Genomic DNA, 24,389 nt, shown 5'->3' on the forward strand with positions numbered 1-24,389 from the left:
AAACTTATCCTATGAACAAACTCACTCATTTTGATAATAGCGGCCAAGCCCATATGGTGAATGTAGGCGATAAACCTTCTACCCACCGGATTGCTATAGCGAATGGCAAGATTTCAATGCTTCCAGAAACCTTCAAAATAGTAGAGGCTGGCAGCCATAAAAAGGGGGATGTTCTGGGTATAGCCAGAATTGCCGGTATTCAGGCGTCCAAAAAAACATCGGACCTAATCCCCTTATGCCATCCATTAGCCCTTACTCACATTAGCCTTGAATTTACACTTGATCAACTAACAAATTGCATCAGCTGCCAAGTTAGAGCCGAAACAACTGGACCTACTGGCGTAGAAATGGAAGCGCTCACCGCAGTCCAAGTTGCCTTACTCACAATCTACGACATGTGCAAAGCTGTAGACCGTGGCATGGTGATGGGGGACATCAAACTACTGGAAAAGAGTGGTGGTAAGAGTGGCACTTGGGTTGCAGAGAAGTAGACCTAACCAGCAAAGCGAGAAAAGAGAAGAATAAATAATTAAGGGCCAATTTAATTTACGAAAGATCGTAAGTACCCTGGAAAACTTACCATGGCCTTCTGCCGAAACGCTTAATAATCTTGTTAACTTCTATATCTGAGATTTCTAAAAGTTCTTTACTCGCTGCTATTTGAGCCATTCCTGACTTAGAATGTACCATCCTCTTAACTAAAGGATATGGCGACTGATGCCTGGCTATGCTGCAATATCCCCCTGAAAGATTTAACACATTTAATAACCAAGGTCTCACTGGATTAATGTATTTACGCACAATTGGAGCAGTCGATTCAGCCATATGAATGCGTTTTATTTTTAATTCTGACAATCTCCCAAGCCATTCATTATCGAGATGAAATCGATATTCCTCATTAAATTCACCAACTTTTTTTAGTACAGATGAATCCATAATCCACCCTGAGGGTGTCGGAAAATCATTAATTCTTAATAGCTCATCATCTTCATCTACCTCTGCTTGTGTAGATGAAACAAATTCACTAAGGGCTAGGGCTTTCATGGCAAAGTTGAGATACTCTGGCATCCATCTGTCATCATCCTCAAGAAAGGCTACGTAGCCATCCTTCATTACTCTTATCGCCCCATTTAACGCTGCTGCTTGAGAGGTGCCATCACTTTCTATGCAAATTACCCCAAGACTTTTTGCAACTAAAGGATCTAAGGCAAAACCCTTATCCACTCCTATTAAAAAAGTAAGTTGAAATTGATTGGCAATGGATTGGTTTCGAACCGAATCTGTCGCTCTACGAAGAAATTCAATTTGCTTTTCTTGTTTTCGTGACGGGATTATTATCGTGAGTTTTTTCATGCGCAATGAACTTAAATAGGGGAAATGTTTAAATCGGATACATAAGAGGAAGATTTATATCAAACTACCTCTAAATGATCGAGCGGTAAGTCATTTAAATAGCACTCATACATTTTAATATATGCCTTCTCTATATTTCTGGTAAAGAGCTCTGTATCAAATAGTGGGGCACTTAAACGGTTGTCGGAAAGTTTTTGTTTAATTATTTCAAGCTTCTGCGGATTGTTTCCCAATTCAACTGCAAGGGACTCATAGTCACCTTGGTTATCTGTAATTAATTCAGATAAATTGATTGTATTAAGCAGGCTTGCTGCAACCCGACTAGCGAAAGATTGTCCTGTTAGTGTCAAGACTGGCAATCCAGCCCATAAGGCATCACTAGCAGTAGTGTGGGCATTATATGGAAAAGTATCGATAAACAAATCAGCGTTGCGATGTCTTGCCAAATGATCGGGAATAGGCATTCGCTTAGCGAATATCAATCTTTCTTCTGATACCCCACGTTTTAATGCTTCTTTCTTAAGATTTTCAGATGCTACTGGATTATCCTCAAGAAGCCATAGAACACTTCCTTCTACTCTATTCAATATTCTCATCCATGCATCAAATGTATGAGGGTGTATTTTATAATTATTGTTGAAACAACAATAGACAAATCCGGTATCCGGCAAACCCAGCTCTTGCCTTGTAAAGACTCTGTCAGAAATTATTCGCTTTCTATCATTGACCTGATAAGTATTTGGTAAATACACTATTTTTTCAGAATAGTATTTCTCAAATTCATTCGAAATTAAGGTTTTATCTGCAATGATGTAATCCATGGAATTATTAGATACCGTTCCTGGATAGCCCAAATAACTTACCTGAATTGGGGCGGCGCGATAAGAAAATATCCCCGGCCTAGAATCCTGCGTATATCCCTTTAAGTCAACAGCAATATCAATATTTAAAGCTCTACTTAACTGGGTAATTTCGCGATCTGACTTTTCTCCAACTTCTATAAATTGATCAAATGCACTCACCAAGCGCTTTCGCATTTCATCATTTTCAGGCGGTCCAAATGAGAGACCAATTAATTCAAACTGGTGCTTATTATGCAACTCAAAGAGGCCTGCCATTAAGTGCCCAGTAGCATGATTATGAAAGTCAGCAGAAAAATAGCCTATCCGAATTTTTTCTTGCTTAGGCCGCTTCGGAATACAGCCTAGTTCACTAATTTTTGTGGTGATAGATTTGAGATAAATCTCTGAGCATTGCTTATGAGAAATAGGATCATCAGTTAATGCCAAAAGAGGGAATGGCTGAATCACTTTCTTGGCTAGATGAATTCTATCTAAAATTTCTTCCAATTCTTTCCCAAAATTCTTCCAAGAACATAATTTCATATTGAGGGATAAAAGGGCCCCATGCACCCAATCAATATCATCTTTAAAGTTGATAGCTTTGTCATACGCAACAATAGCTTCTTCATATCTCCGAAATTCCACTTCTATGTTGGCTTTGTTACACCAAGCCTCTGCATAATCTGGCTTTAGGGTGAGTGCATGATCAAAGTGAGCCATCGCATCATCAAACTGCTTTAGGCCTGATAATGCTAGCGCCTTGTTATGCCAAGCTTCCGGATAATGAGGTCTTAAACTAAGTGCTTGATCATATAGGGCGACTGCCTCCTCATAACGCTTTAACTCACCCAAACTAAGTGCCTTATTATTTAAGGCTTCTGCGTAATCTGGCTTGAGGGTGATTGCGTAGTCGTATAGAGAAATCGCCTCTTCGTAGCGCTTTAGGATGTGAAGGTTGGCTCCCTTACTTAATAAAGCCTCCATGTGGTCCGGATTCAGACTAAGAGCCTGATCAAGGCAGACCATGGCATTCTCATAATCCTTTAATTCTTGAAGATAGACCCCCTTATTTAAAAATGCCTCAGCATAATCCGGCTTGAACCTAATAGCTTGGTTGTAACTATTTAATACTTCCTCAGCTAAACTAAGTGCACGTAATGCATTCCCTTTATTGAACCAAGCTTCTGCATAATCTGGCTTCAAACGTATTGCCTGATCATAGTGAGAGATGGCAAATTTATAATTCTGCAAATGGGATTGCGCTTTCCCATAATTTAACCAAGCCTCTGGATTATTTGGGGCTAGCTCAACAGCTTTTTTGTGGTGCGGAATAGACTCTTCATTTAGTTCACAGTCAACCAAGGCCTTTGCCAAGTTATAGCGAAGTGAGGGTTCAGTAGGATTTAACCTTACTGCACGCCCCAGTAATTCAACAGCCTCTTTATAGTTGTGCTGGGAAGCTTTAATTAATCCGAGAACATGCAAAGCTGGTAAATTTTTTGCATCTAACTGAATCAATCTTTTCAGAATTGAATCGGCTGCATCAAAATTGCCAGATTGAAAGGCTTGAATAGCCTGTTGAAGCATCAGTTGTAGTTGGGGGTTCATCTGCTGATTTTATTACTGTTGGTTAATGATGGTATCTAAAACCTGAGGCCAATAAAACAGGGGCTATAAATCGTATTTCATCCCAAATGAATACTTCAGTCATTATTTATTTGCTAATTCTGCATTCTGAAGGCAATAACTGAGATAACAAATTAGTTTCCGTAGATCTACAAGACCAACCTCCCGCCCAAGTTGCCCCTTCTGGTTTTGATAAATCAATTGGCTTAGGTATATTTGCATCTGGTTCATTTGTTGGAATGAGGTGCAATGTGTTTTTACCCTCAGGGGCAACACTCACTTGATAGTCAATTGCGATAGCGCCTGAAGGGGTTACTTCAATCAATTTGACGCTACGGGTTGGTACAAAGGTAAATGAACCATTTGTAGCATCGTCCATAGGCACAGTGCCCCGACTTGCAAAAGCCTCAGTCACAGCCAACTTTGCGCTAGAAGATAAATTCATACCCTCCACAACGCGACTACGAGCAATATAGTCTTGATATTGCGGAACAGCTACTGCTACCAAAATACCGATGATGGCAACTACCACCATAACCTCAATCAGCGTAAATCCCTCTTCGGTACTTTTGAGTGGCTCTTGCTGCTGATCTTCTTTTCTTGCATTTTGCATATCTTCTGGCTCCTGAGGTGAAATCCCTCATCATCCAGTCTAAACCTCTTCTACTCAAGAATACTGCACGTAAAAAAGCCGGCATTAGTAGCCGGCTTTTACTGATTCACAAGAAAGAAAATTAGGCCTTTGCCTTCTTAGCACCCTTTTTCTTCAAATAAGTGCCTAAGAGGATCACAATCGCAACCCCAATACCTTCAAAGATCATATGCGCATCTTCAAACGCAGCTTGCATCGATTCTTTAATAGCTGGGTCTTCAACCAACATGCCCCCTGCCAATAACCCCAACAAGCCAGCACCAAGCGTAATGATGACTGGGAAACGATCCATCACTTTTAGAAGCATCGTGCTACCAAAAATAATCAAAGGAATGGAAAGACCAAGACCAATAATTAACAGTGCTAAACGAGTTTCTTCAGGGCCCTTTTGTGCGGCAGCGGCAACTGCCAATACGTTATCCAAGCTCATTACCAAATCAGCTACCAGAATCGTACGGATTGCACCCCAGATATTTGAATGGCCATGCATCTCTTCTTCTTCGCCGCTATCAGCTAAAAGTTGAACGCCAATATAAAGCAGCAAGATAGCGCCGATAATTTTAAGATACGGCAAGCTGAGTAATTGGACCGCCGTTATCGTGAGCACAACACGCAAGATGATTGCAGCTGCACTACCCCAAAAAATTGCCTTCTTTTGCTGATGTGGTGGCAGATTGCGCGATGCCAAAGCAATCACTACTGCGTTATCACCCGATAACAAAATATTCGCTACGATGATTGATAGAAGTGCAGCCCAAAATGCTGGCCCTGAAAATGCTGAAAAATCCATAATGTCTCCCGCGGTTTTTATTTTATGTTTTAACTACTGGCACTACAAAAAGAGACGCTGCTTTAGCAGCGCCCCGTTTATTTAAATCAATTACAACATGTCCTTCAATAAAGCGGCCATTTCGGAAGGATTTTTTGTTACCTTAAAGCCACACTCTTCCATAACAGCAAGTTTGGCATCAGCGGTATCGGCACCACCAGAAATCAATGCACCTGCATGACCCATTCGCTTTCCAGGAGGCGCTGTTACACCAGCAATAAAACCAACTACTGGTTTCTTCATATTGTCCTTGCACCAGCGCGCTGCTTCAGCTTCATCAGGACCACCGATTTCACCGATCATGATAACGGCATCCGTTTCCGGATCTTCGTTGAACATGCGCATGATGTCGATGTGCTTCAAACCGTTAATGGGATCGCCACCAATACCTACTGCAGTGGACTGACCTAGACCGATTGCTGTCAATTGACCAACTGCTTCATAGGTCAAAGTACCAGAACGACTAACTACACCAATGCGGCCTTTCTTATGAATATGGCCCGGCATGATGCCGATCTTAATTTCATCTGGAGTAATAATTCCTGGACAGTTTGGCCCAAGCAACAAAGTCTTTTTGCCGCCAGCAGCTTCTTTAGCATGCATTTTGTTACGCAATTCCAGCATGTCACGCACTGGAATACCTTCAGTAATACAGATAACGAAGTCAAGATCAGCATCAACTGCTTCCCAGATGGCAGCAGCTGCGCCTGGAGGTGGAACATAAATTACAGAAGTAGTTGCGCCCGTTTGCTGAGCAGCCTCTTTGACAGTCGCATAAATCGGAATGTTAAAGATAGATTCACCTGCTTTTTTAGGATTAACGCCAGCGACAAAACAATTTTTACCGTTAGCGTATTCCTGACATTTTTCAGTGTGAAACTGACCGGTCTTTCCGGTAATACCTTGTGTGATGACTCTAGTGTTTTTATTGATCAAAATAGACATATTGAAATCCTGGATTATTTGTTTTTGGCAACAGCGGCAACTACCTTAGTAGCAGCTTCAGCCATCGAATCGGCGCTAATAATTGGCAAACCGGAGTCTACAAGAATCTTCTTGCCCAACTCTTCGTTTGTACCCTTCATCCGCACGACCAAAGGCACTGTCAGGTTGACTGCTTTACATGCTGTTACAACGCCATCGGCAATCACATCACAACGCATAATGCCGCCGAAGATGTTGACCAAAATCGCTTCAACACTTTTGTTTTTCAACATGATCTTGAATGCTTCAGTGACTTTTTCTGCTGTAGCACCGCCACCAACATCCAAAAAGTTCGCTGGCTCGCCGCCAAATAACTTAATGGTGTCCATCGTAGCCATTGCCAAGCCAGCACCGTTCACTAAGCAACCAATGTTTCCATCTAAAGAGATATAGGCAAGGTCAAATTTAGAAGCTTCGATCTCTGCTGGGTCCTCTTCGTCAATATCACGATAAGCAACGATTTCAGGATGGCGGAACAACGCGTTTGGATCAAAGTTGAATTTCGCATCCAGCGCTTTAATCTTGCCATTGCCTTCGAGGATCAAAGGGTTGATCTCTACCAAGGATGCGTCGGTATCCCAGTAGGTCTTGTACAAATTTTTAAATACGTCACGAGCCATTGGGATAGATGCTTCAGGAACGCCAATGCCTTTTGCAACGATGTCGCAATCAGCATCTGTTAACCCAATCAATGGATCAACAAATACTTTGATAATTTTTTCTGGATGAGATTCAGCCACTTCCTCAATATCCATGCCACCTTCGCTAGAGGCCATGATCACATTTTTTTGTGTTCCACGATCGGTAACGATACTGAAGTAGTACTCTTTTTTAATATCTGCACCGTCTTCAATTAAGAGGCGGTTTACTTTTTGACCTTCTGGTCCAGTTTGGTGAGTCTTGAGTTGCATTCCTAAGATTTCAGAAGCGTATTTTTTCACTTCCTCCATACTCCTAGCCAATTTCACGCCCCCACCTTTACCACGTCCACCCGCATGAATTTGTGCCTTCACTACCCATACTGGGCCGCCCAATTTTTCAGCAGCTTTCACTGCCTCATCAACACTAAATGCAGGTATGCCATTAGGAACAGGCACATTAAATTGGCGAAGAAGTTCTTTGCCTTGGTACTCGTGAATTTTCATAATTACTCCGAAACGGTATTTTTTAGCAAGCGATGAGGATCAACAAAAGCGATTTCGCCTGAATCCCATACTTACTCTGGAAGTAGCTAAATTAGCCAACTTTGAATAAATGCGAACGGCTTGACCGACTCCATAAGTCTATCATGCTGCAACGCGGCAAATTACCATTCTCGCTCCGTAATTGCCCTAGTCTGGCTTGTGTCCACCGACTACTTTGGCAACAACCTCTGAGCCAAAGCCCTTAGAAGCTAAAAAACGATACTGTCGAGCACGCTCTTTTTGATCGACTGCCTTCTCTCCATACTTTCTTAACCAGAGCTCATAGGCACGTTGATACTCAGTTTCTTTTAATGCAGTTAGCAGGCTTGCGGATGTCAGAGTATCCACACCAGCCCTTTCAAGTTCACCTTGGATTTTTCGCACACCATAGCGCTCGCTGCGCCTTCGAACCAGTGCCTCGGCAAAGCGCTCATCAGAAAGCCATCCTCTGGCTTCAAAATCATCCAAAACTTCTTCGATCTGTATATTTCTATTATCTGGAGTTTGCTCAGACTGCAGCCCTCCCAGCTTTGCCCACCTTGCTTCGGACTCGGTCAGTTTTGCAGCCAGCTCTTTGCGGCTGTATTCACGGAGCGATAAAAGACGCAAAGCCCGAGCTTTGAGACTCGGGCTTTGTTTAGCATCCTCTTTGATGCCATCTTTATTTTTACTACTTAGCTCTGACATCGAACTATTCGACTTCCTCTTCTTCACTCAGGACATCGGTTACGACAGCTGAGCCAGATTTAACACCCAACTTTTCACGTATCTTTTTCTCGATGTCTTTAGCAATCTCTGGGTTCTCTTTTAAGAACTCACGGACATTGTCCTTGCCTTGCCCAATACGATCGCCGTTATAGCTATACCAAGAACCAGATTTTTCAACGATATCGGCTTCTACACCCATATCAATGATTTCACCTTCTCTAGATATGCCTGCGCCATACATGATGTCAAAGATGGCTTCGCGGAATGGCGGGGAAACTTTATTCTTGACAACTTTTACACGGGTTTCATTACCGACAACCTCATCCCCTTTTTTGATGCTGCCAATACGACGGATATCTAAACGCATAGAGGCATAAAACTTCAGCGCATTACCGCCAGTGGTAGTTTCTGGGGAGCCAAACATCACACCAATCTTCATCCGAATTTGGTTAATGAAAATGACCGTGGTATTTGTTCGTTTGATGGCACCCGTTAGCTTACGCAGAGCTTGACTCATCAAGCGTGCTTGCAGTCCTGGTAATGAATCACCCATATCGCCCTCAATCTCTGCCCTAGGAACGAGTGCAGCAACTGAGTCAATCACGATCAAATCTATAGAGCCAGAGCGTACTAAAGCATCGGCAATTTCTAGGGCTTGTTCACCAGTATCTGGCTGGGAGATTAATAAATTATTGACGTCTACACCTAAGCGTGAAGCGTACTGAACATCTAGCGCATGCTCTGCATCAATGAAGGCGCAAGTACCACCAAGCTTTTGCATTTCTGCAATCGCATGCAATGTCAACGTTGTTTTACCGGATGATTCTGGACCGTAAATCTCAATGACACGGCCACGCGCTATACCGCCAACTCCCAAAGCGATATCCAAGCCAAGAGATCCGCTAGAGACCACCTGAACATCTTGATTAATTTCAGCATCGCCCAATCTCATGATCGAGCCCTTGCCAAATTGCTTCTCAATTTGCGCTAAGGCTGCCGTTAAGGCTTTTTGCTTATCTCCGCTCATTCCTTCAAATTCTGAGGAAGCTGATTTTCTTTTGTCATCCAAGGCCATTTTTTATTCCTTTTCGCTATGTACTGGGCTTTTTCCCGAAGTCTATCTACTGTTTAACAACCTGGAAGTTACTGTATATAAAAACAGTACTATTTGCAAGCGACTTTTTAAGGAATTTACGTATTTTTTAATAAGACCCGTTCGATTGGGGTGCGATCCCAGTAGTAAAAGAGGGGTAGAGCGATAGCCCAGACCAATCCCACCAGGATAAATCCCATAAATTGGCCTCCGGATCCCCATGCCCCAGCCCCCATTCGAATACCGGCCTCATAGGATATCGGACCACAAATAACGCCTAAAAAGGCTCCAAGGATGGGCCTGCCACGTAACCAAGATAAAGATTGATTGAGTGTGCTGCCCACTAATAGCCATAGTGCCCACATCCATAGGGGGGATAAATAAGGGGATGGCCACGACTCTCCAAAGTCGACAAACCCCAAATGCATGATGAGGGTATCAGTTACGATTCCATAAATTAGCACCTTAGCCAGCAGGCTAATCTCCTGCCTAGGGTCTGGGGAGCGCCAGATCTGGAAGGCTATATATGCCAGGGTCCCCGAAACCGCCCAAAACACCTGTTGATGCGTTGCGCCGAGGACACAAGCAAACCAGCCCACTTGGAAAAAGAAGAAGTTCCAAAATTTAGCCATGACTTCATTCTATCTGCCTAAGCAAAAGACCACTGCTGGTGGGCAATGGTCTTTAGATTTGGTGGCGAATCAGGGATTTGAACCCCGGACCTGCGGATTATGATTCCGTCGCTCTAACCAGCTGAGCTAATTCGCCGAACTGATGATTATAAGGTCAAATGGCCATGAGAGCCATTCAGCCTGAACCATGAGCACTTGTGATCCATTGGACTATTGATCCTCCTGGGACAGTGGAGTGTTTGAGCTTACACACCAACTTAAGCACTTTCAGCCACAAAATACTATTTTGCTGTCATGCAACATTCACATGTGAAGCGCATACTAATTAAGTATTAACCCTAGTATTTTTAACTAAAGGAGCCTTAAATGACACAATTATTGAGTCTCTTCAATCAAGTTTTTGGTAACCAGACCAAAAGCAATGATTTAGAGCAGTACATCAACAGCCGTAACCCCATTAGCCATGAGCAAGTAGAGCAACTTACTCGTGATTACCTCTACTACACCACCTCTAGGGGGCTATAAATCATGACAAAACTAAAACGTCTGCTTATTAAAGGGGCTTTAGCCTGGAATGAGGCTCGGAAAGCATATGCCAATCGCTATGTAAACCATCGCCTGGGCTCATGAGATTAATTTAGGCCAAAACCAAATGAAGCTAACCGTCTTTCGCTACAAGATCTGGGATCATCAAGATGATGATCATGTCCATATCGCTCCTTACTATGCTGTTCGAGAATATATAGAGCACTTAGAAGGCGCAACAGTGATTGAAGATGATTATTTAGAGGTAGATGAGTCTGATCTTGATACTCTTGGACGGATCGCTGTAAGAGATGATGACTAAGGCACCAAGCGTCTGTTGAAAAGACACCTACGGGCCTCTAAATTCAGGTTTAGCCATCAGCTCATTACACAGCAATATTTCAAGGATTGCATATCCTTGAATAGTGCGGGATTTTTATGTTCCCTTTGAGCCTATAACTCTGTCTTTATGATTATATAAATTAATAATAAAAGTCATAATTCTGACATATCGCTTTAGTAAAAAAGTGAGCTATCCCAAACTGAAAGTGTATATGGCGGAAAATAATCAAAACGGTTGTTTGACTGTTGGCGAAGGCGTCAAACTATCTGGCACATTCAACGTCCCAGATATCGCCTCTATTTCTGGAACTATTGAGGGCGAGCTAACAGCTAGAGAGATTATTGTTGGTGCGACTGGTGTACTCAAAGGAAAAATCTCTGCGGAAGTTGTTGACCTTCGTGGTGAAATCCATGAGAACCTTCATTCCAAGAAATCGCTTTTCATACGCTCAACTGGAAAAATTAGTGGCTCAATTCAATATGCTGAAATTGAAATTGAAAAGGGTGGAGATTTACAGGGTAGCCTAATCAAAATAGATGCTAACGGCAATACTCCTTCACAAGCGTAAAACATGATGTTTAACAAAAAAAGAGATGTAGAAGATGTCCTTGGTAGCGAGCAGTTACCAACTGAACCCGATGTGGCTGAGGATAACTTAATACGGAATTCGGAAACAGTTCACCTAAAACCATCTATCATCAGCGAAGGCTTTGAATTTATCGGTGAAATTCGATCGAAGGGATCCATCACAGTTGACGGAAAACTCAAGGGAACCATTTCAGTGCAATCATTAACCATTGGCAGCACCGGTAGCGTGGATGGCAATGTCACCGCTGACAATATCAACGTCAAAGGCGAACTTTCAGGGCAAATGGAATGCAGGGATCTAGTAATTGGTGGTCGCGCAGTTGTTGAGGGCTCACTCACCTACTCCAACTTAGCAATTCAGCGCGGCGGGATCATCAAGGGTGACCTTAAGCGTAAATAGGGGCTCAACTTAACGCTGCTGCTGTGCCTCGCGTATTACTGTTTTTGCATCAATCACCGGATTCGATAACGCCCCCTGAATGATCAGCCCAATAATTTGTGAACCGTGTTCAATGCCTATAGTTCCATAGGTTACATCGCCCCTAACAACTGCAGTTTCATAAAAATCAGCGCGTTCCTTTGCGTAAATATTTCCCTCTACTTTGCCGGCTACCATAACCCGATATGCCGTAATGTCGCCGATAACCACTGCACCTTCACCAATAGCTACCGTTACTCTGACATCTTGATCGCTCTCAATGTTGCCGACGACTTTTCCATCAATCCGCAAACTATGAGCAATCACCATTCGACCAAAAATTTCCGACGTTTTACCGATCAGCGTCTCAAAATGCTCGCTTGTTGGCTTTAGAGAAATTTTCTTGCGCTTCTCAAACATGCTTTACCTTAAAGAAATCTTAAATTGACTGTCATATTACCGCTAGACCTCTTGTTGTTCAAGTGAGTTCTTTAAATGTGGGTGCTCACATTTAATCAGTATTTAGTAGATTGAAACTATAACCATTTAAATTTATTGGTGATGAAGCTTTATGTCCTCATTTTCATCAAACTTTAGTAAGATCTTCATTCCCTAATTAAATCTGCAAAGATCTAAGGAAATCTTCATGATGTTTAAAAAGACCAAGAAAAAAGCCTTAGGTAAATCGGTTCAAGATTTTGAATCGATTTTGGGGACATCCATTCGGGTTGACGGTAATCTGATCATTTCAAAAAGCGTGCGGATTGATGGCAGCTTACACGGAAACATCCTGCAGGAAGAAGGTTCAGAGGCAACGATTGCCATTGCACCAAGCGCTCGTATCTTTGGGGATATTCGTGCCGAACACATTATTGTGGCAGGGTCGGTTAAGGGCAATATATTTTCGTCTGGAAAAATTGAGTTGCTCGCACACGCTCACATCGAAGGAGACATCACTTACGGCAATATCGGTATCGAGATTGGCGCCAATGTAACGGGTAAGTTGCTACAGATTTCATCAGCGGGAGTAGCTAATGAGGCCGAACTCCTACTATCCCAAGTGAAGCAAAAGATTCCCAGCTAAATTATGCAAATTATTTGGGTATCAGGCCCTGTTGGTCACATCCGCAAGATCAATTTGACTTACCGTCATTTATTGATTGGCTCATGCTCGCTCGTCTTGGCATTAATCCTAGCAGGGGCAAGCCTGCAGTATTTTGGCTTTCGCATGGCAATTGAATATGACCCCCAATTGGCAAAGCAACTCGGCAATTTACATTCACCCGTAGAAATGGAAAATCTCAACGCAATCTATAAACTGAAGCTATTAGAGTTAAATGAGCGCATTGTTGAAAACAACCAAAAACTGACTCAACTTGAAACTCTGAATAAAAAGCTCGAGCAACTTGCTACCCCTGCCGCCCTTAAGAGCTCAAGCCCAAAGCAAAATACTATGGGCGGTCAATTTATTCCCCTAAATTTGATGGATGAGACCAACAATTCTCGACCGCTACAGCTATTTTCAAATCTATCAAAGCTAGCGCATTCGCAAAATAAGTATGTCGATACTGTAATTACTCATAGCTTCAATTATCTGCAATGGCTCGAATCTAAACCCACTGGAATGCCGATTCAGAATGCGTCAAGTATTTCTAGTGAATATGGTCCCCGTATTGACCCCTTTAATCGCAGGGAAAGTTTCCACTCTGGTTTGGATTTTCAATCACCCAGCGGGACGCCTATCAACGCCACTGCTAATGGTCAGGTGCTGCAGGCTAACTGGGATTTAAATTATGGAAAACTTTTGATTATTGACCATGGGGATGGCTACCTTTCGAGATATGCCCACACCCAGGATATTTATGTCAATAAGGGAGATATCGTTAGACGGAATCAGGTGGTTGCTACGGTAGGTACAAGCGGAAGGTCAACTGGGCCTCACTTACATTATGAAATAGTCAAAAATGGTGCGGTCATCAATCCTAAAGAGATGCTAATTGGTTTAATTGATCGCTAGTTGCCATTTGCTCGCGTTTGACATCACAAGCTCTTGTTAGAGTCAAAAGCAATCTCAGCATCACCCTCTTTTTGATACGAAAGAATTGATGCATTACGATACAAATCGAGGGATTTCTCAAGAGCCTCTTTAAGAGACTCCGCATGTATGCGAAGTATCGAAATCCTTGCGCTCTCCTGTTTAATTAAGAGTAATTTTATTTTCCAAAACATCTACTCCCCTTTACTATTGTCAATAGGGCTTTTGCTACGCAAAAATTGAGGGATAAATAGGTCGACCACTTTTCGTCCTAGTCTCTCGTTTTTCAATGGCATTGTTGATGATGCAGAAGCTAAATTTTGAACACCAGAGGCTGCAATGGGGCTCTTAAGCCGTTCTTGCCTATAGCTCGATACTGGATTGCTGACGCCGGAATGAATGCTTTGGTAAGGCATTACTAGCGAGCAATATTTTTCATAAATAAAGCTCCCGAATTCGCAAAAATTCTTTGCAACGCGCTCATCTTGCGCCTCACAAAGAAAACTACCAAAATAATATTGGTCAATATCACTCACTTTTTCTATCGGCGGGCTAATAAAGCAGTTGTCATTTGCAGATACAAAGGGGAAGATGCCTTCCGTGCTTTGGCCGGCGTCAATTCTGCTCGGAGCCATGATGATGATTTGGTGTTTTTTGCCGGCAATGGCAAGACTTTTTTGAAGATATTCAAGTACAAAAATTTCAGAGCTCACCATTTCCACTCGACTGATTGAACTTGGGACAATAACAATATCAAACTCCATCAAAAACTGAGGGGGTAAGGTGTATGTCCAGGTTAAGTCAGCAATTACTAACTCTGCTGCTTTCGAGCATTCCCTTAATGCCGCTTTAGCATCAAGCAAGAGCAGGCCAGAATTATTTTGACTCTGGAGATGAGCCTGATGAATCTCAATACCAAAGTTAGCTGCTTTTTTTAACCAGTTAGATGATGAAGATTGTTTATCAAAATCGATAAATGCCGTTTTGATATTCCGTTTTAAGGCAAAAAAGGCCGCTAGATTTGCAGAAATCGTGCTTTTCCCAACGCCGCCTTTTTGGTTTGTGACTAATATTTTAATGGGCGTCATGGGAAATTAATGCCTTTTGCTATAAACGACTTATCTTGAACAATAAAGATAAAGGGCGAGGATGTAATGTAGGCATGATTTATTTCAATTTGATGACTTTATTGAGCTAAATAGACTACCCCTTGCTACTGAATCTGAAACACGCTGACCCCTTGATCGCGCCCATAACGCAGCTCAATCTCGATTTTCTTGGCTAAAAATAGCTTTTTGAGTACCTCGTCCTTATTTTCAAAGGTAATTGCAGTTTGCTCAGGGTAGTGAGAAAAGGGATCGCTCATCACATCAATGGGGAACCCATCAATTTTGATTTGTTTGATAGTGCGCTTATACAAGCGGTCTTGCTGAATAAAAATCAGCCGCTTCACATACTTATCGAGGACTAATTTCTGACCTTGCCCATTTGTTTTGAAATAGTAGACCAGTTCCTGATTACCGCTACCAGTGACATCGCGCTCCTCATCCCACTTAGCACATGCAGTTTGGCTAATTAGTGTGCAAAAAAGCCCCAACATCATTACTATATATAAACGCATATTTCACTCTCTTCGATTTATGATGTGATCTTAGCAGTCAAGCAGCACTTATCCTAATGTCGTGCATACAGCGAAAAACAATATGATCAAAATCTCACCGACTTTCTCAAAAACACTACTAACAAGTGCCTGTGTTTTGCTAGCCTTATTTTCGCTTGGCTGCTCTAAATCCGACAACAAAACATCGAAGGTTTTGCAAGCTGCTATATCGCCTTCTATTCCACCATTTACATTTGAAGAGAATGGTCAAGTGGTGGGTGTTGATATCGAAATCTTTAAAGGATTTTGTGAATCACGTGGCTATACCTACAATTTAAAAGCCTATGACTTCCAAGGGATGCTTGGTGCAGTTGCGAGCGGACAAGCAGATGTTGCCTTCTCCGGAATTTCCATCACTCCAAAACGCCAAGAGGTCATGGATTTCTCGAACCCTTACGTAGAGAATGGCTGGAATTTAGTCAGTCTCACTAAGCGTGATATCAAAATCACCGATTTATCGCAAATCAAAAAATACTCGATTGGCTTTCCTACAGGCGCAGTCTTCATGGGTTACATCGAGAAAGAATGGGTACCCACAGGCATTTATCCTATTAACAAAGTCAAACTCTATCCATCCATGAGCGAGGCCTTGACGGACCTTAGCAATGGCAACCTAGACCTGGTTTTTGTGGATAGTTCTATGCTACTCACCTATGTCAACAAGATGAAGATGCCTTTAACCAGTAGCTATGAAGTTCCTTACTCTGATAAATTGGGCTTTGCATTTGTCAAAGGCTCGCCCATTAGAGAAGAGTTTAATAAATATCTCGCAGAGTTAGGTTCAGAAAAAATTCTGTCCATGGAAACGAAATGGAGTAAGTAATTTTGATTACTGTTCATTGATGTAAGCTCAGTGAGACTTTTATCTATTTCCAGCGGTAAAGTTGCGCCCTTATTTGGTAATCATCACCCTGATTACAAATCAGTTGCTTCGGCGATTGTCAAAACCCCAGTAAGTGATTTACAAACACCCACACCAATAGAAATCACCAAGCTTGGGGTGAGGGGTGATGAACAGGCCGATCTGAGTGTTCATGGTGGGCTTGAAAAAGCGATCTACGTTTATCCAGCAGAACACTATGCATTTTGGAATACCCTACTCACCCGAGAAACCAAACAAGCAGTTGAGCTCCAATATGGGGCCTTCGGTGAGAACTTCACGATCGAAGGATTACTAGAAACCGAAGTATTTGTCGGTGATGTATTGCGCATTGGTGAGTTGGAATTCTCAGTAGTTAAGCTACGTGAACCCTGCTTTAAGTTCAATGCCCGTATGAAATATAAAGGCGCAGCTAAGGCCATGTTGCAATCTGGCTTTAGCGGTTGGTACTTACGAGTCCTAAAAGCCGGCACACTCGCTGCTGGTGAAAAGATTACCGTTATTCCTGGTGCAAGAGAAGTGTCTATTGCTCAGCAAAATCACCAACTTTTACGCAATCGAAAGCAACAAGATTTGTGGGAATAAAAAACCCGACCATTTCTGATCGGGTTTCTTATTTAATACAGACTAAAGAAGCTTAGTCACGTGCATAGATATCCACGTCTTTTGTTTCTTTAATAAACAGTGTGCCGATTACCAATGTCATCGCAGCGATGATAATTGGGTACCAGAGACCGTAGTAAATGTTACCGTTCTGCGCTACCAAGGCGAAGGAGATCGTTGGCAACAAGCCACCGAACCAACCGTTACCAATATGGTATGGCAAGGACATCGAGGTGTAACGAATACGGGTTGGGAACATCTCAACCAGCATCGCCGCAATTGGACCATAAACCATGGTTACCAAGATCACCAAAATTACCAAGATACCAAGCACTGCAGGATAGTTAATAGCAGCAGGATCCGCTTTTGCAGGGTAACCAGCAGCATTCAATGCTTCACGAATGGCCTTCTTGAACTCTGCATCTTTTGCTTTCGCATCTGCTGGCGCCATACCTTTAGCGGAGTAGCCTTGAATCTCTGTATCGCCAATCTTCACAACCGCAGTACCGCCAGCAGGGCCGGGAATAGTTGTATAGCTTGCAGAGTTACCAGCCATCACCTGCTTAGCAATATCGCAAGAGCTAGTGAACTTCGCCGTACCGGTTGGGTTGAACTGGAAAGTACATTCATTCAGATCAGCAGTAATGCTTGCTGGTGCAGTCGCCATGGCTTTTTCTAACGCAGGGTTAGCAAAGTGGGTTAGGCCATTAAACAAGGAAACCGGTGTGTTCGGGATGTACAAAATGATGGCAAATAACAAGCCACCCATGATGATCACCTTACGACCAATTTTGTCTGACAAGCTACCAAACACGATGAAGAATGGTGTACCGATTACCAATGAAGCGGCAATCAACAAGTTTGCAGTTTTAGGATCTACCTTCAACACCTGGGTCATGTAGAACAACGCGTAGAACTGGCCTGTATACCAAACCACCGCTTGACCTGCAACCAGACCAAACAATGCCAAGATCACAATCTTCAAGTTCTTCCATTGAGCAAATGACTCGGTCAAAGGTGCTTTAGACAATTTGCCTTCATCTTTCATCTTCTTGAAAGCGGGTGACTCGTTCATGGACAAACGAATCCATACAGAAACCGCTAACAATGCGATAGAAGCGATGAAAGGAACACGCCAGCCCCAAACATCAAAGTCTGGACCAGTGAATTCACGGGTAAACAAAATCACCAGCAAGGAGAGGAACAAACCAAGAGTAGCTGTTGTCTGGATCCATGATGTGTAGGCACCACGCTTGCCATGAGGAGCATGTTCTGCAACATAAGTAGCAGCACCGCCGTACTCACCACCCAAAGCCAAACCTTGAAGCATGCGCAAGGCAATCAACAGCACTGGAGCAGTAACGCCGATCGTTGCATAGTTAGGCAAGATGCCCACGATGAAGGTGGAAGCACCCATTAAAACGATGGTGACCAAGAAGGTATATTTACGCCCGATCAAATCGCCTAAGCGACCAAAAACCAAGGCACCAAATGGACGCACGATAAAACCAGCAGCAAATGCTAACAAAGCGAAAATGAAGGCAGAGCCAGCATCCAAGCCTGAGAAGAACTGCTTGGCAATAACGGCAGCCAAAGAACCGTACAGATAAAAGTCGTACCACTCAAAAACCGTACCTAAAGAGGAAGCAAAAATAACTTTGCGCTCTGCAGCGGTCATTGGGGCTGCTTTAATTGATGTTGACATCAGTAGCTCCTAACTATTTTTATTAAATAAAAAACAACTCGCTGATTATGCTTTGAAAAAAATCAAAGAAATCCACTACTTAGGGTAATTCCTCATTAAATTCACTCGGGGTTTTCCCGAGAAGTGGGTATTGATGCAGCGCACTTCAGTCATGATGATATTCAGGATTTGCACCAGTTAGAAGCAGTACGCCCAAGCTAGGTGCATATCCCTAATTACAAGTGCACACTACAGAAAGTAGCTCTTACGCACTGCGCTTTAATGGTTTGAGAAGTTAATAAAAAGGCATTACTAAAAATGCCCCCTAATAAATATTAAACAAGGAGCAAGGCAAATGAAAAGACGTGACTTTTTAGGTAAGACCGCACTTGGAGCTGCTGCAGGCGTACTGGCTGCGCCAGCGATTGCCCAATCAATGCCAGAAGTGAAATGGCGCTGTGCCTCTAGCTTTCCAAAAAGCTTAGACACTATTTATGGTGGTGGCGAGTTCATCTCCAAACGGGTTGCGGCTTTAACGGATGGGAAATTTCAGATCCGCACCTTTGGTGCAGGCGAAATTGTGCCGGCCTTTGGTACTGTTGATGCAGTGCAACAAGGAACGGTAGAGTGCACCCATACTGCCGGATATTATTTTGTTGGTAAAAACAAAACGTTTGCTTTTGATACTACCGTTCCATTTGGTATGAATCAGCGCCAGCAAAATGCTTGGATGTATTGGGGTGGTGGTTTGAAACTCCAACGGGAGTTCTTGCGTGACTACAACATTATTTCATTCCCAGCAGGCAACACCGGAACGCAAATGGGTGGCTGGTTTAAAAAACCAGTGAAGACCGTTGCAGATCTCAAGGGCCTCAAGATGCGTATTGCCGGACTTGGCGGTGAAGTGATGTCTCGCTTGGGCGCTATCCCACAGCAAATTGCTGGCGGTGATATTTACCCTGCTCTTGAAAAAGGGGTGATTGACGCGGCAGAGTGGGTCGGCCCTTACGATGATGAGAAACTCGGCTTCTACAAAGTTGCGCCCTACTACTACTATCCAGGATGGTGGGAAGCCTGCTCCATGTACTCCATGTACGTCAACATTAAAGAATGGGAAAAGCTTCCTAAGCAATATCAAGAAGCATTGATCTCAGCCTGTGCTGAATGCAATATTGACATGATGGCTGAGTACGATTACAAAAACCCAATCGCCCTACAAAGCCTGATTAAGAATGGTGTCAAGTTGCAGTCCTATTCAACAGACATTATGAAAGCAGCGTCAAATGCAGCCTTCGACATGTATGAAGAAGAGGCTGCCAAGAATCCATCATTCAAGAAGATTTACGAACCATGGAAAAAATTCCGTAACGATCAAATGTTGTGGAATAAAGTCGCAGAGCAAACTCTCATGAGCTTCATGTTGACTAACCCGGTCAAATAGAACCTTACTGAGAATCTGATATGCCAAAACAATTTTTAGTTTTTGCAAGTTTTGTTGATCGCTTAAATGACCGTTTTGGTGTATTAGCGAGTTGGATGGTATTGATAGCCGTACTGGTTAGCACAGGAAATGCGCTGATTCGGTACGGCTTTAACGTAAGCTCTAACGGTTGGCTAGAAGCGCAGTGGTATTTGTTTGCCGGTATGGTGATGTTTGGAGCTGCCACTACTTTTCGCCTCAATGAACATGTGCGCGTCGATGTACTGTATGCAATGTATCCCAATCGTGTTCGCCTCTGGCTAGACTTTTGGGGTGGAATTGTTTTCTTTCTTCCAATGACCACCATTATTGGTTATTACTCCTGGGAATTTTTTATTACTTCTGTAATACAAAGTGAAACCTCGAGTAACCCAGGTGGCCTGATTCGCTGGCCAGTACGCGGCATTATTACTTTGGGCTTTTTCTTATTAACACTCCAAGGCATCTCCGAAATCATCAAGCGCTATGCAGCCCTTATTGGCATGATTCAAATCGATCCTAAGTACGAAAGACCCCTACAATGATTAGCCAAGATTTAATGGCCCCCATCATGTTTGGGGGTCTGATTGTATTTTTATTAATAGGCTATCCGGCCGCATTTTCTCTTGGTGCTGTTGGCCTATTCTTTTCCTTCATCGGCATCGAGATGGGTATGTTTCAGCCCACCTTCTTGCAAGCGCTACCTGACCGCGTCTTTGGCATTCTCTCAAATGACTTATTGCTATCCATTCCATTCTTTACATTCATGGGCGCAATTCTGGAGAAGTGCGGGCTAGCAGAAGACATGCTCGAAGGTTTGGGTCAGCTGTTTGGCCCAATCCGTGGCGGCTTAGCCTACGCAGTGATTATTGTTGGTGCGATTCTGGGAGCCATTACTGGCACCGTAGCAGCTTCAGTAATTGCGATGGGCTTGATCTCCCTACCAATCATGCTGCGCTACGGCTATAACCCGCGTGTAGCAACTGGTGTGATTGCCGCGTCAGGAACAATTACTCAACTGATTCCACCATCACTGGTATTAATTGTATTGGCTGACCAGTTAGGTAAGTCTGTTGGCGATATGTATGCGGGAGCCATTGGGCCTTCCATCATTCAGATCGTGCTGTTCTGTTTATTTATTTTCTTCTTATCTATTTTTAGACCTCAAGACGTCCCTGCACTTCCACCAGAAGCCCGTCCAAAAATAGACTGGAAGCTCTTCAAGAAAATTCTATGGGGTATTGTTCCTTCTATTGCCCTCATCTTCTTAGTGCTTGGAACTATCTTGATGGGTCTCGCGACACCAACTGAAGGCGGCGCCATGGGTTCAGTAGGTGCATTAGTTCTCGCCGCCATGAACAAGCGCTTACAAAAGACTTTGGTTTGGGATGCAATGACCTCAACTATGCGCATCAACGCCATGGTGATCTTCATTCTGATTGGCTCAACTGTTTTTGGCTTAGCCTTCCGTGGCGTTGATGGCGACCTTTGGATTGAACAACTCTTAACCGGTCTGCCGGGCGGGCAAATCGGCTTCTTGATTGTGGTGAACTTATTTGTCTTCTTCTTAGCCTTCTTCTTAGATTACTTTGAGATTGCCTTTATCATCATTCCACTGCTAGCCCCCGTCGCACAAAAATTGGGAATTGATTTGATTTGGTTTGGCGTACTTCTTGGCGCCAATATGCAAACCTCCTTTATGCACCCGCCATTTGGATTTGCTTTGTTCTACTTGCGAGGGGTTGCGCCAAAATCCGTCAAAAGCTCGGATATTTACTATGGAGCCTTGCCCTGGGTCGGTCTACAACTGATTTTGGTGGCAATTATCATCTTCATTCCAGAAACGGTTACCTACTTTGTTGATCAACCTGCTGCTGTCTTTGACACCAATGGACCCTCTATTGATCCGCTGGCTGGTGTTGAGCAAAATGAGATCGCTGTAGACTCTAGCTCAGAGATCGAGCGTCAATTACGAGAAAATAAATAAAACAAAAAAGTAAGCCAAAAAAAATAGAGGGGTTTTGCAATGCAAGCAAAGTGGGGTATTCGGGGGATGGCGGTTGCGCCGCATTCCCTTGCATCTGAATCGGCTTTAGCAGTTCTGAGGGAAGGTGGTAACGCCTTAGAGGCAATGGTGGCTGCAGCAGCAACTATTGCTGTCGTTTACCCCCACATGAACTCCATCGGTGGCGACTCTTTTTGGGTTATTCATGCTCCAAATAAAGCGATGGGTGGTATTGATGCTTGCGGAGCAGCGGCTGGTCTCGCTACCAAGAAATGGTATGCGGAGCGCGGTATTACTAAGGCAATTCCGTTTCGTGGGGCGGTTGCGGCAAATACTGTCGCAGGCACCATCTCTGGCTGGGGTGCTGCACACACGCTTTCTCAGCAAGGTCTGGGTGGCAAGATTCCCTTATCTCGCCTCTTGGCAGATGCGATCTACTATGCAGAAACAGGTATTCCAGTAACGTACAGCCAATCGAGTTTGACCGCAAAGAAACGCGAAGAGCTGAGCCCTATTCCGGGATTTTCTAAGACCTTCTTGGTCAATGGCAAAGCCCCCGCAGTTGGGAGCATCTTCAAACAAGGTCGTCTTGCAAGAACCTTGCGGCAAATTGCCACAAAAGGAACCGAAGATTATTACCGTGGCGATCTTGCTGATTTATTGGCAAATGAACTTACCGATATTGGGAGTCCATTACGTTTAGGCGATCTACATCGTCACCATGCAAAACTGATCAATCCTCTTGAACTCAAACATAGTCAAGGTAATGTATACAACATGGTGCCGCCTACCCAAGGGGTGGTGTCATTAATGATCATTGGCATCTTAGATCAACTGAACTTAAAGCGCTTTAAGGTCGACAGCGCAGAGTATGTTCATCACTGCGTAGAAGCTACTAAGCAAGCATTTAAGATTCGCGATCAGTTTGTGACTGATCCTGCTTACATGACAAAAAATGCGCAATCCTTTTTGTCTCCTGCGTTTTTGAAAAAATTGGCCAAGAATATCGATCCCAATAAAGCTTTACCTTGGGGTCAAGGCAAAGGTCCAGCAGATACAATTTGGATGGGTGTGATTGATGGTGACGGCAACTGTGTCTCTTTTATTCAAAGTATTTATCACGAATTTGGTGCTGGCATTGTTCTACCTACGTCGGGTGTCAATTGGCAAAACCGTGGTTGCAGCTTCTCTCTAGACCCTAAAACACTTAACCACCTTGAGCCCTATCGCAAACCTTTTCACACACTTAACCCTGCAATGGCTTTATTCAAAGATGGGCGCTCTATGGTTTACGGCACCATGGGTGGCGATGGTCAACCTCAAACACAATGTGCTGTCTTTACCCGCACTGCTACGTATGGTCTTGATCCGCAAGATGCAATCAGTCGTCCGCGTTGGTTGCTCGGGCGCACTTGGGGTCAAACCAGCGACAGTTTAAAACTAGAATCGCGCTTTAGCCCTTGGGTTGCAAAAGAATTACATGCTCTAGGCCATGAGATTGAGATGCTCGATGCATTTGATGAAACTGTAGGTCATGCTGGCTGTATCATTCGCGACCCTTCAGGCACCTTGCGTGGTGGCTGGGATCCCCGGAGCGATGGAGCAGTTAGCGCGTTTTAGTTATGAACATGTTGGGTACGCGCAAATCCCAATGAATGGCGGCTGCGCGTAAACCAAAGATCCCCAGCATGCAAACTACAGATCCCTCTATGGCATATTGCGGAAGAAAATTCAGGACCAAGACATATGCACAACATCCCAGCGTTACTGGAATCGCGTAAAGCTCGTGGGACATAATGAGGGTTTTTCTGCCGGCCAATATATCCCGTATTAAACCGCCACCGATAGCAGTAATGACTCCCAAGATCACTGGTGCAACGGGCAAACCAAAATCCATACTCCATGCCTTATTGGCACCTTGAATACCAAATAAGGCGGCTCCAAAACCATCGATGTATAACATCCAACGATATATCTGGGGTTGTGTAAAAAAAGATTCAGCAACGAATGTCAACACACTTGCGCCTAACGCCAGCCAGACATATATTTGATTTTCAGACCAAAAAACGGGGGTCCCCAAAATCATGTCGCGAATAGTTCCTCCGCCAATGGCTGTAATTACCCCAAGAACCAGAACACCAAAAAGGTCTACGCCGCGGTCAGCAATCGCCAGCACCCCAGTAACTGCAAAGGCTATTGTTGCAATCACGCCAATCCAGAAATGAATATTTTCCATGACCTCAGTCTAAAGCAATTGAAAAGCCCTTCTCCCACTTTTGCTTCATC

General features: G+C 43.6%; 28 protein-coding genes and 1 tRNA gene. 13 read left to right on the forward strand and 16 right to left on the reverse strand.

What is annotated here, in order from left to right; all coding sequences use genetic code 11:
* Positions 1-11: 11 nt before the first annotated feature.
* Entirely contained in the window at positions 12-491 is a 480-nt protein-coding gene (moaC, locus tag ICN45_RS05230) for a cyclic pyranopterin monophosphate synthase MoaC (RefSeq protein WP_216174058.1), read from the forward strand.
* A gap of 85 nt (positions 492-576) precedes the next feature.
* On the opposite strand, the gene ICN45_RS05235 is transcribed toward moaC, so the two are convergent.
* The 10 genes from ICN45_RS05235 to ICN45_RS05280 form a co-directional block, all read right to left on the reverse strand.
* Complete coding sequence (locus ICN45_RS05235; RefSeq protein WP_216174060.1) at positions 577-1,353, reverse strand: glycosyltransferase; 777 nt, start codon at positions 1,351-1,353, stop codon at positions 577-579.
* 59 nt (positions 1,354-1,412) lie between these two features.
* Positions 1,413-3,803: a tetratricopeptide repeat protein gene (locus ICN45_RS05240; protein WP_216174062.1), complete on the reverse strand. Its 2,391-nt coding sequence runs from the start codon at positions 3,801-3,803 to the stop codon at positions 1,413-1,415.
* A 106-nt stretch (positions 3,804-3,909) separates the two neighbouring features.
* Positions 3,910-4,434 (reverse strand): pilin, encoded by a 525-nt coding sequence (locus tag ICN45_RS05245; protein ID WP_216174065.1) that lies wholly within the window; start codon positions 4,432-4,434, stop codon positions 3,910-3,912.
* Positions 4,435-4,555: 121 nt separating this feature from the next.
* Positions 4,556-5,263 carry a TerC family protein gene (locus ICN45_RS05250; RefSeq protein ID WP_216174068.1) on the reverse strand — a complete coding sequence of 236 codons (708 nt, stop codon included), beginning with the start codon at positions 5,261-5,263 and terminating at the stop codon, positions 4,556-4,558.
* Positions 5,264-5,353: 90 nt separating this feature from the next.
* Positions 5,354-6,247, reverse strand: a complete 894-nt coding sequence (gene sucD / locus ICN45_RS05255; protein ID WP_216174070.1) for a succinate--CoA ligase subunit alpha — start codon at positions 6,245-6,247, stop codon at positions 5,354-5,356.
* 14 nt (positions 6,248-6,261) lie between these two features.
* On the reverse strand, positions 6,262-7,431 hold the full coding sequence (sucC, locus tag ICN45_RS05260; RefSeq protein ID WP_216174073.1) for an ADP-forming succinate--CoA ligase subunit beta: 1,170 nt from the start codon (positions 7,429-7,431) through the stop codon (positions 6,262-6,264).
* 186 nt (positions 7,432-7,617) lie between these two features.
* Positions 7,618-8,157, reverse strand: a complete 540-nt coding sequence (recX, locus tag ICN45_RS05265; RefSeq protein ID WP_216174076.1) for a recombination regulator RecX — start codon at positions 8,155-8,157, stop codon at positions 7,618-7,620.
* Between the two features lie 4 nt (positions 8,158-8,161).
* Positions 8,162-9,205 (reverse strand): recombinase RecA, encoded by a 1,044-nt coding sequence (gene recA, locus ICN45_RS05270; protein WP_255531098.1) that lies wholly within the window; start codon positions 9,203-9,205, stop codon positions 8,162-8,164.
* 164 nt (positions 9,206-9,369) lie between these two features.
* On the reverse strand, positions 9,370-9,903 hold the full coding sequence (locus tag ICN45_RS05275; RefSeq protein ID WP_216174083.1) for a DUF2878 domain-containing protein: 534 nt from the start codon (positions 9,901-9,903) through the stop codon (positions 9,370-9,372).
* 59 nt (positions 9,904-9,962) lie between these two features.
* Positions 9,963-10,039: transfer RNA gene (locus ICN45_RS05280), tRNA-Met, on the reverse strand.
* A gap of 230 nt (positions 10,040-10,269) precedes the next feature.
* On the opposite strand from ICN45_RS05280, the gene ICN45_RS05285 reads away from it, so the two are divergent.
* The 4 genes from ICN45_RS05285 to ICN45_RS05300 all read left to right on the forward strand — a co-directional run bounded on the left by ICN45_RS05285 (position 10,270) and on the right by ICN45_RS05300 (position 11,759).
* The gene (locus ICN45_RS05285) at positions 10,270-10,428 is read left to right on the forward strand and encodes a hypothetical protein (RefSeq protein WP_216174085.1); all 159 of its coding nucleotides are present in this window, start codon (positions 10,270-10,272) and stop codon (positions 10,426-10,428) included.
* A 127-nt stretch (positions 10,429-10,555) separates the two neighbouring features.
* Entirely contained in the window at positions 10,556-10,750 is a 195-nt protein-coding gene (locus tag ICN45_RS05290) for a hypothetical protein (RefSeq protein ID WP_216174088.1), read from the forward strand.
* A 205-nt stretch (positions 10,751-10,955) separates the two neighbouring features.
* Positions 10,956-11,339: a bactofilin family protein gene (locus ICN45_RS05295; protein WP_216174091.1), complete on the forward strand. Its 384-nt coding sequence runs from the start codon at positions 10,956-10,958 to the stop codon at positions 11,337-11,339.
* Between the two features lie 3 nt (positions 11,340-11,342).
* Positions 11,343-11,759, forward strand: a complete 417-nt coding sequence (locus tag ICN45_RS05300; protein ID WP_216174094.1) for a bactofilin family protein — start codon at positions 11,343-11,345, stop codon at positions 11,757-11,759.
* Positions 11,760-11,768: 9 nt separating this feature from the next.
* On the opposite strand, the gene ICN45_RS05305 is transcribed toward ICN45_RS05300, so the two are convergent.
* Positions 11,769-12,197 (reverse strand): bactofilin family protein, encoded by a 429-nt coding sequence (locus ICN45_RS05305; RefSeq protein WP_216174097.1) that lies wholly within the window; start codon positions 12,195-12,197, stop codon positions 11,769-11,771.
* 226 nt (positions 12,198-12,423) lie between these two features.
* Between ICN45_RS05305 and ICN45_RS05310 the strand changes: the two genes are divergently transcribed.
* Both ICN45_RS05310 and ICN45_RS05315 read left to right on the forward strand, forming a co-directional pair.
* A complete protein-coding gene (locus ICN45_RS05310; RefSeq protein ID WP_216174099.1) occupies positions 12,424-12,861 on the forward strand; it encodes a bactofilin family protein in 438 nt (145 codons plus the stop codon).
* A gap of 3 nt (positions 12,862-12,864) precedes the next feature.
* Positions 12,865-13,794 carry a M23 family metallopeptidase gene (locus ICN45_RS05315; protein ID WP_216174102.1) on the forward strand — a complete coding sequence of 310 codons (930 nt, stop codon included), beginning with the start codon at positions 12,865-12,867 and terminating at the stop codon, positions 13,792-13,794.
* A 23-nt stretch (positions 13,795-13,817) separates the two neighbouring features.
* Here ICN45_RS05315 and ICN45_RS05320 read toward each other — a convergent pair whose 3' ends face one another.
* The 3 genes from ICN45_RS05320 to ICN45_RS05330 all read right to left on the reverse strand — a co-directional run bounded on the left by ICN45_RS05320 (position 13,818) and on the right by ICN45_RS05330 (position 15,433).
* Positions 13,818-14,006, reverse strand: a complete 189-nt coding sequence (locus ICN45_RS05320; RefSeq protein ID WP_216174105.1) for a hypothetical protein — start codon at positions 14,004-14,006, stop codon at positions 13,818-13,820.
* The gene (locus tag ICN45_RS05325; protein ID WP_216174108.1) at positions 14,007-14,900 is read right to left on the reverse strand and encodes a ParA family protein; all 894 of its coding nucleotides are present in this window, start codon (positions 14,898-14,900) and stop codon (positions 14,007-14,009) included.
* A gap of 125 nt (positions 14,901-15,025) precedes the next feature.
* Positions 15,026-15,433, reverse strand: a complete 408-nt coding sequence (locus ICN45_RS05330) for a hypothetical protein (protein ID WP_216174111.1) — start codon at positions 15,431-15,433, stop codon at positions 15,026-15,028.
* A gap of 82 nt (positions 15,434-15,515) precedes the next feature.
* On the opposite strand from ICN45_RS05330, the gene ICN45_RS05335 reads away from it, so the two are divergent.
* Positions 15,516-16,295, forward strand: coding sequence for a transporter substrate-binding domain-containing protein (locus tag ICN45_RS05335; RefSeq protein ID WP_216174113.1), 780 nt, complete (start codon positions 15,516-15,518; stop codon positions 16,293-16,295).
* A gap of 30 nt (positions 16,296-16,325) precedes the next feature.
* Positions 16,326-16,937, forward strand: a complete 612-nt coding sequence (locus ICN45_RS05340; protein WP_216174115.1) for an MOSC domain-containing protein — start codon at positions 16,326-16,328, stop codon at positions 16,935-16,937.
* A 52-nt stretch (positions 16,938-16,989) separates the two neighbouring features.
* On the opposite strand, the gene ICN45_RS05345 is transcribed toward ICN45_RS05340, so the two are convergent.
* Entirely contained in the window at positions 16,990-18,660 is a 1,671-nt protein-coding gene (locus tag ICN45_RS05345) for an MFS transporter (protein WP_216174118.1), read from the reverse strand.
* Positions 18,661-18,994: 334 nt separating this feature from the next.
* Here ICN45_RS05345 and ICN45_RS05350 point away from each other — a divergent pair, with 334 nt between their 5' ends.
* Genes ICN45_RS05350 through ICN45_RS05365 form a run of 4 tightly spaced genes read left to right on the forward strand, consistent with a single transcriptional unit; the run spans position 18,995 to position 23,723 of the window.
* Positions 18,995-20,080, forward strand: a complete 1,086-nt coding sequence (locus tag ICN45_RS05350; RefSeq protein ID WP_216174120.1) for a TRAP transporter substrate-binding protein — start codon at positions 18,995-18,997, stop codon at positions 20,078-20,080.
* A 20-nt stretch (positions 20,081-20,100) separates the two neighbouring features.
* Positions 20,101-20,643 carry a TRAP transporter small permease subunit gene (locus tag ICN45_RS05355; RefSeq protein ID WP_216174123.1) on the forward strand — a complete coding sequence of 181 codons (543 nt, stop codon included), beginning with the start codon at positions 20,101-20,103 and terminating at the stop codon, positions 20,641-20,643.
* Positions 20,640-22,085 (forward strand): TRAP transporter large permease, encoded by a 1,446-nt coding sequence (locus tag ICN45_RS05360; RefSeq protein WP_216174126.1) that lies wholly within the window; start codon positions 20,640-20,642, stop codon positions 22,083-22,085. Before ICN45_RS05355 ends, ICN45_RS05360 begins: the two co-directional genes overlap by 4 nt.
* A gap of 39 nt (positions 22,086-22,124) precedes the next feature.
* Entirely contained in the window at positions 22,125-23,723 is a 1,599-nt protein-coding gene (locus tag ICN45_RS05365; RefSeq protein WP_216174129.1) for a gamma-glutamyltransferase family protein, read from the forward strand.
* Here the strand turns inward: ICN45_RS05365 and ICN45_RS05370 are convergent.
* Positions 23,710-24,339: a trimeric intracellular cation channel family protein gene (locus ICN45_RS05370; protein ID WP_216174130.1), complete on the reverse strand. Its 630-nt coding sequence runs from the start codon at positions 24,337-24,339 to the stop codon at positions 23,710-23,712. The genes ICN45_RS05365 and ICN45_RS05370 overlap by 14 nt on opposite strands.
* Between the last annotated feature and the right edge of the window lie 50 nt (positions 24,340-24,389).

Origin of the sequence: Polynucleobacter alcilacus (genome assembly GCF_018881545.1) — a bacterium.
In the GTDB taxonomy this organism is placed as follows: Bacteria; Pseudomonadota; Gammaproteobacteria; order Burkholderiales; family Burkholderiaceae; genus Polynucleobacter; species Polynucleobacter alcilacus.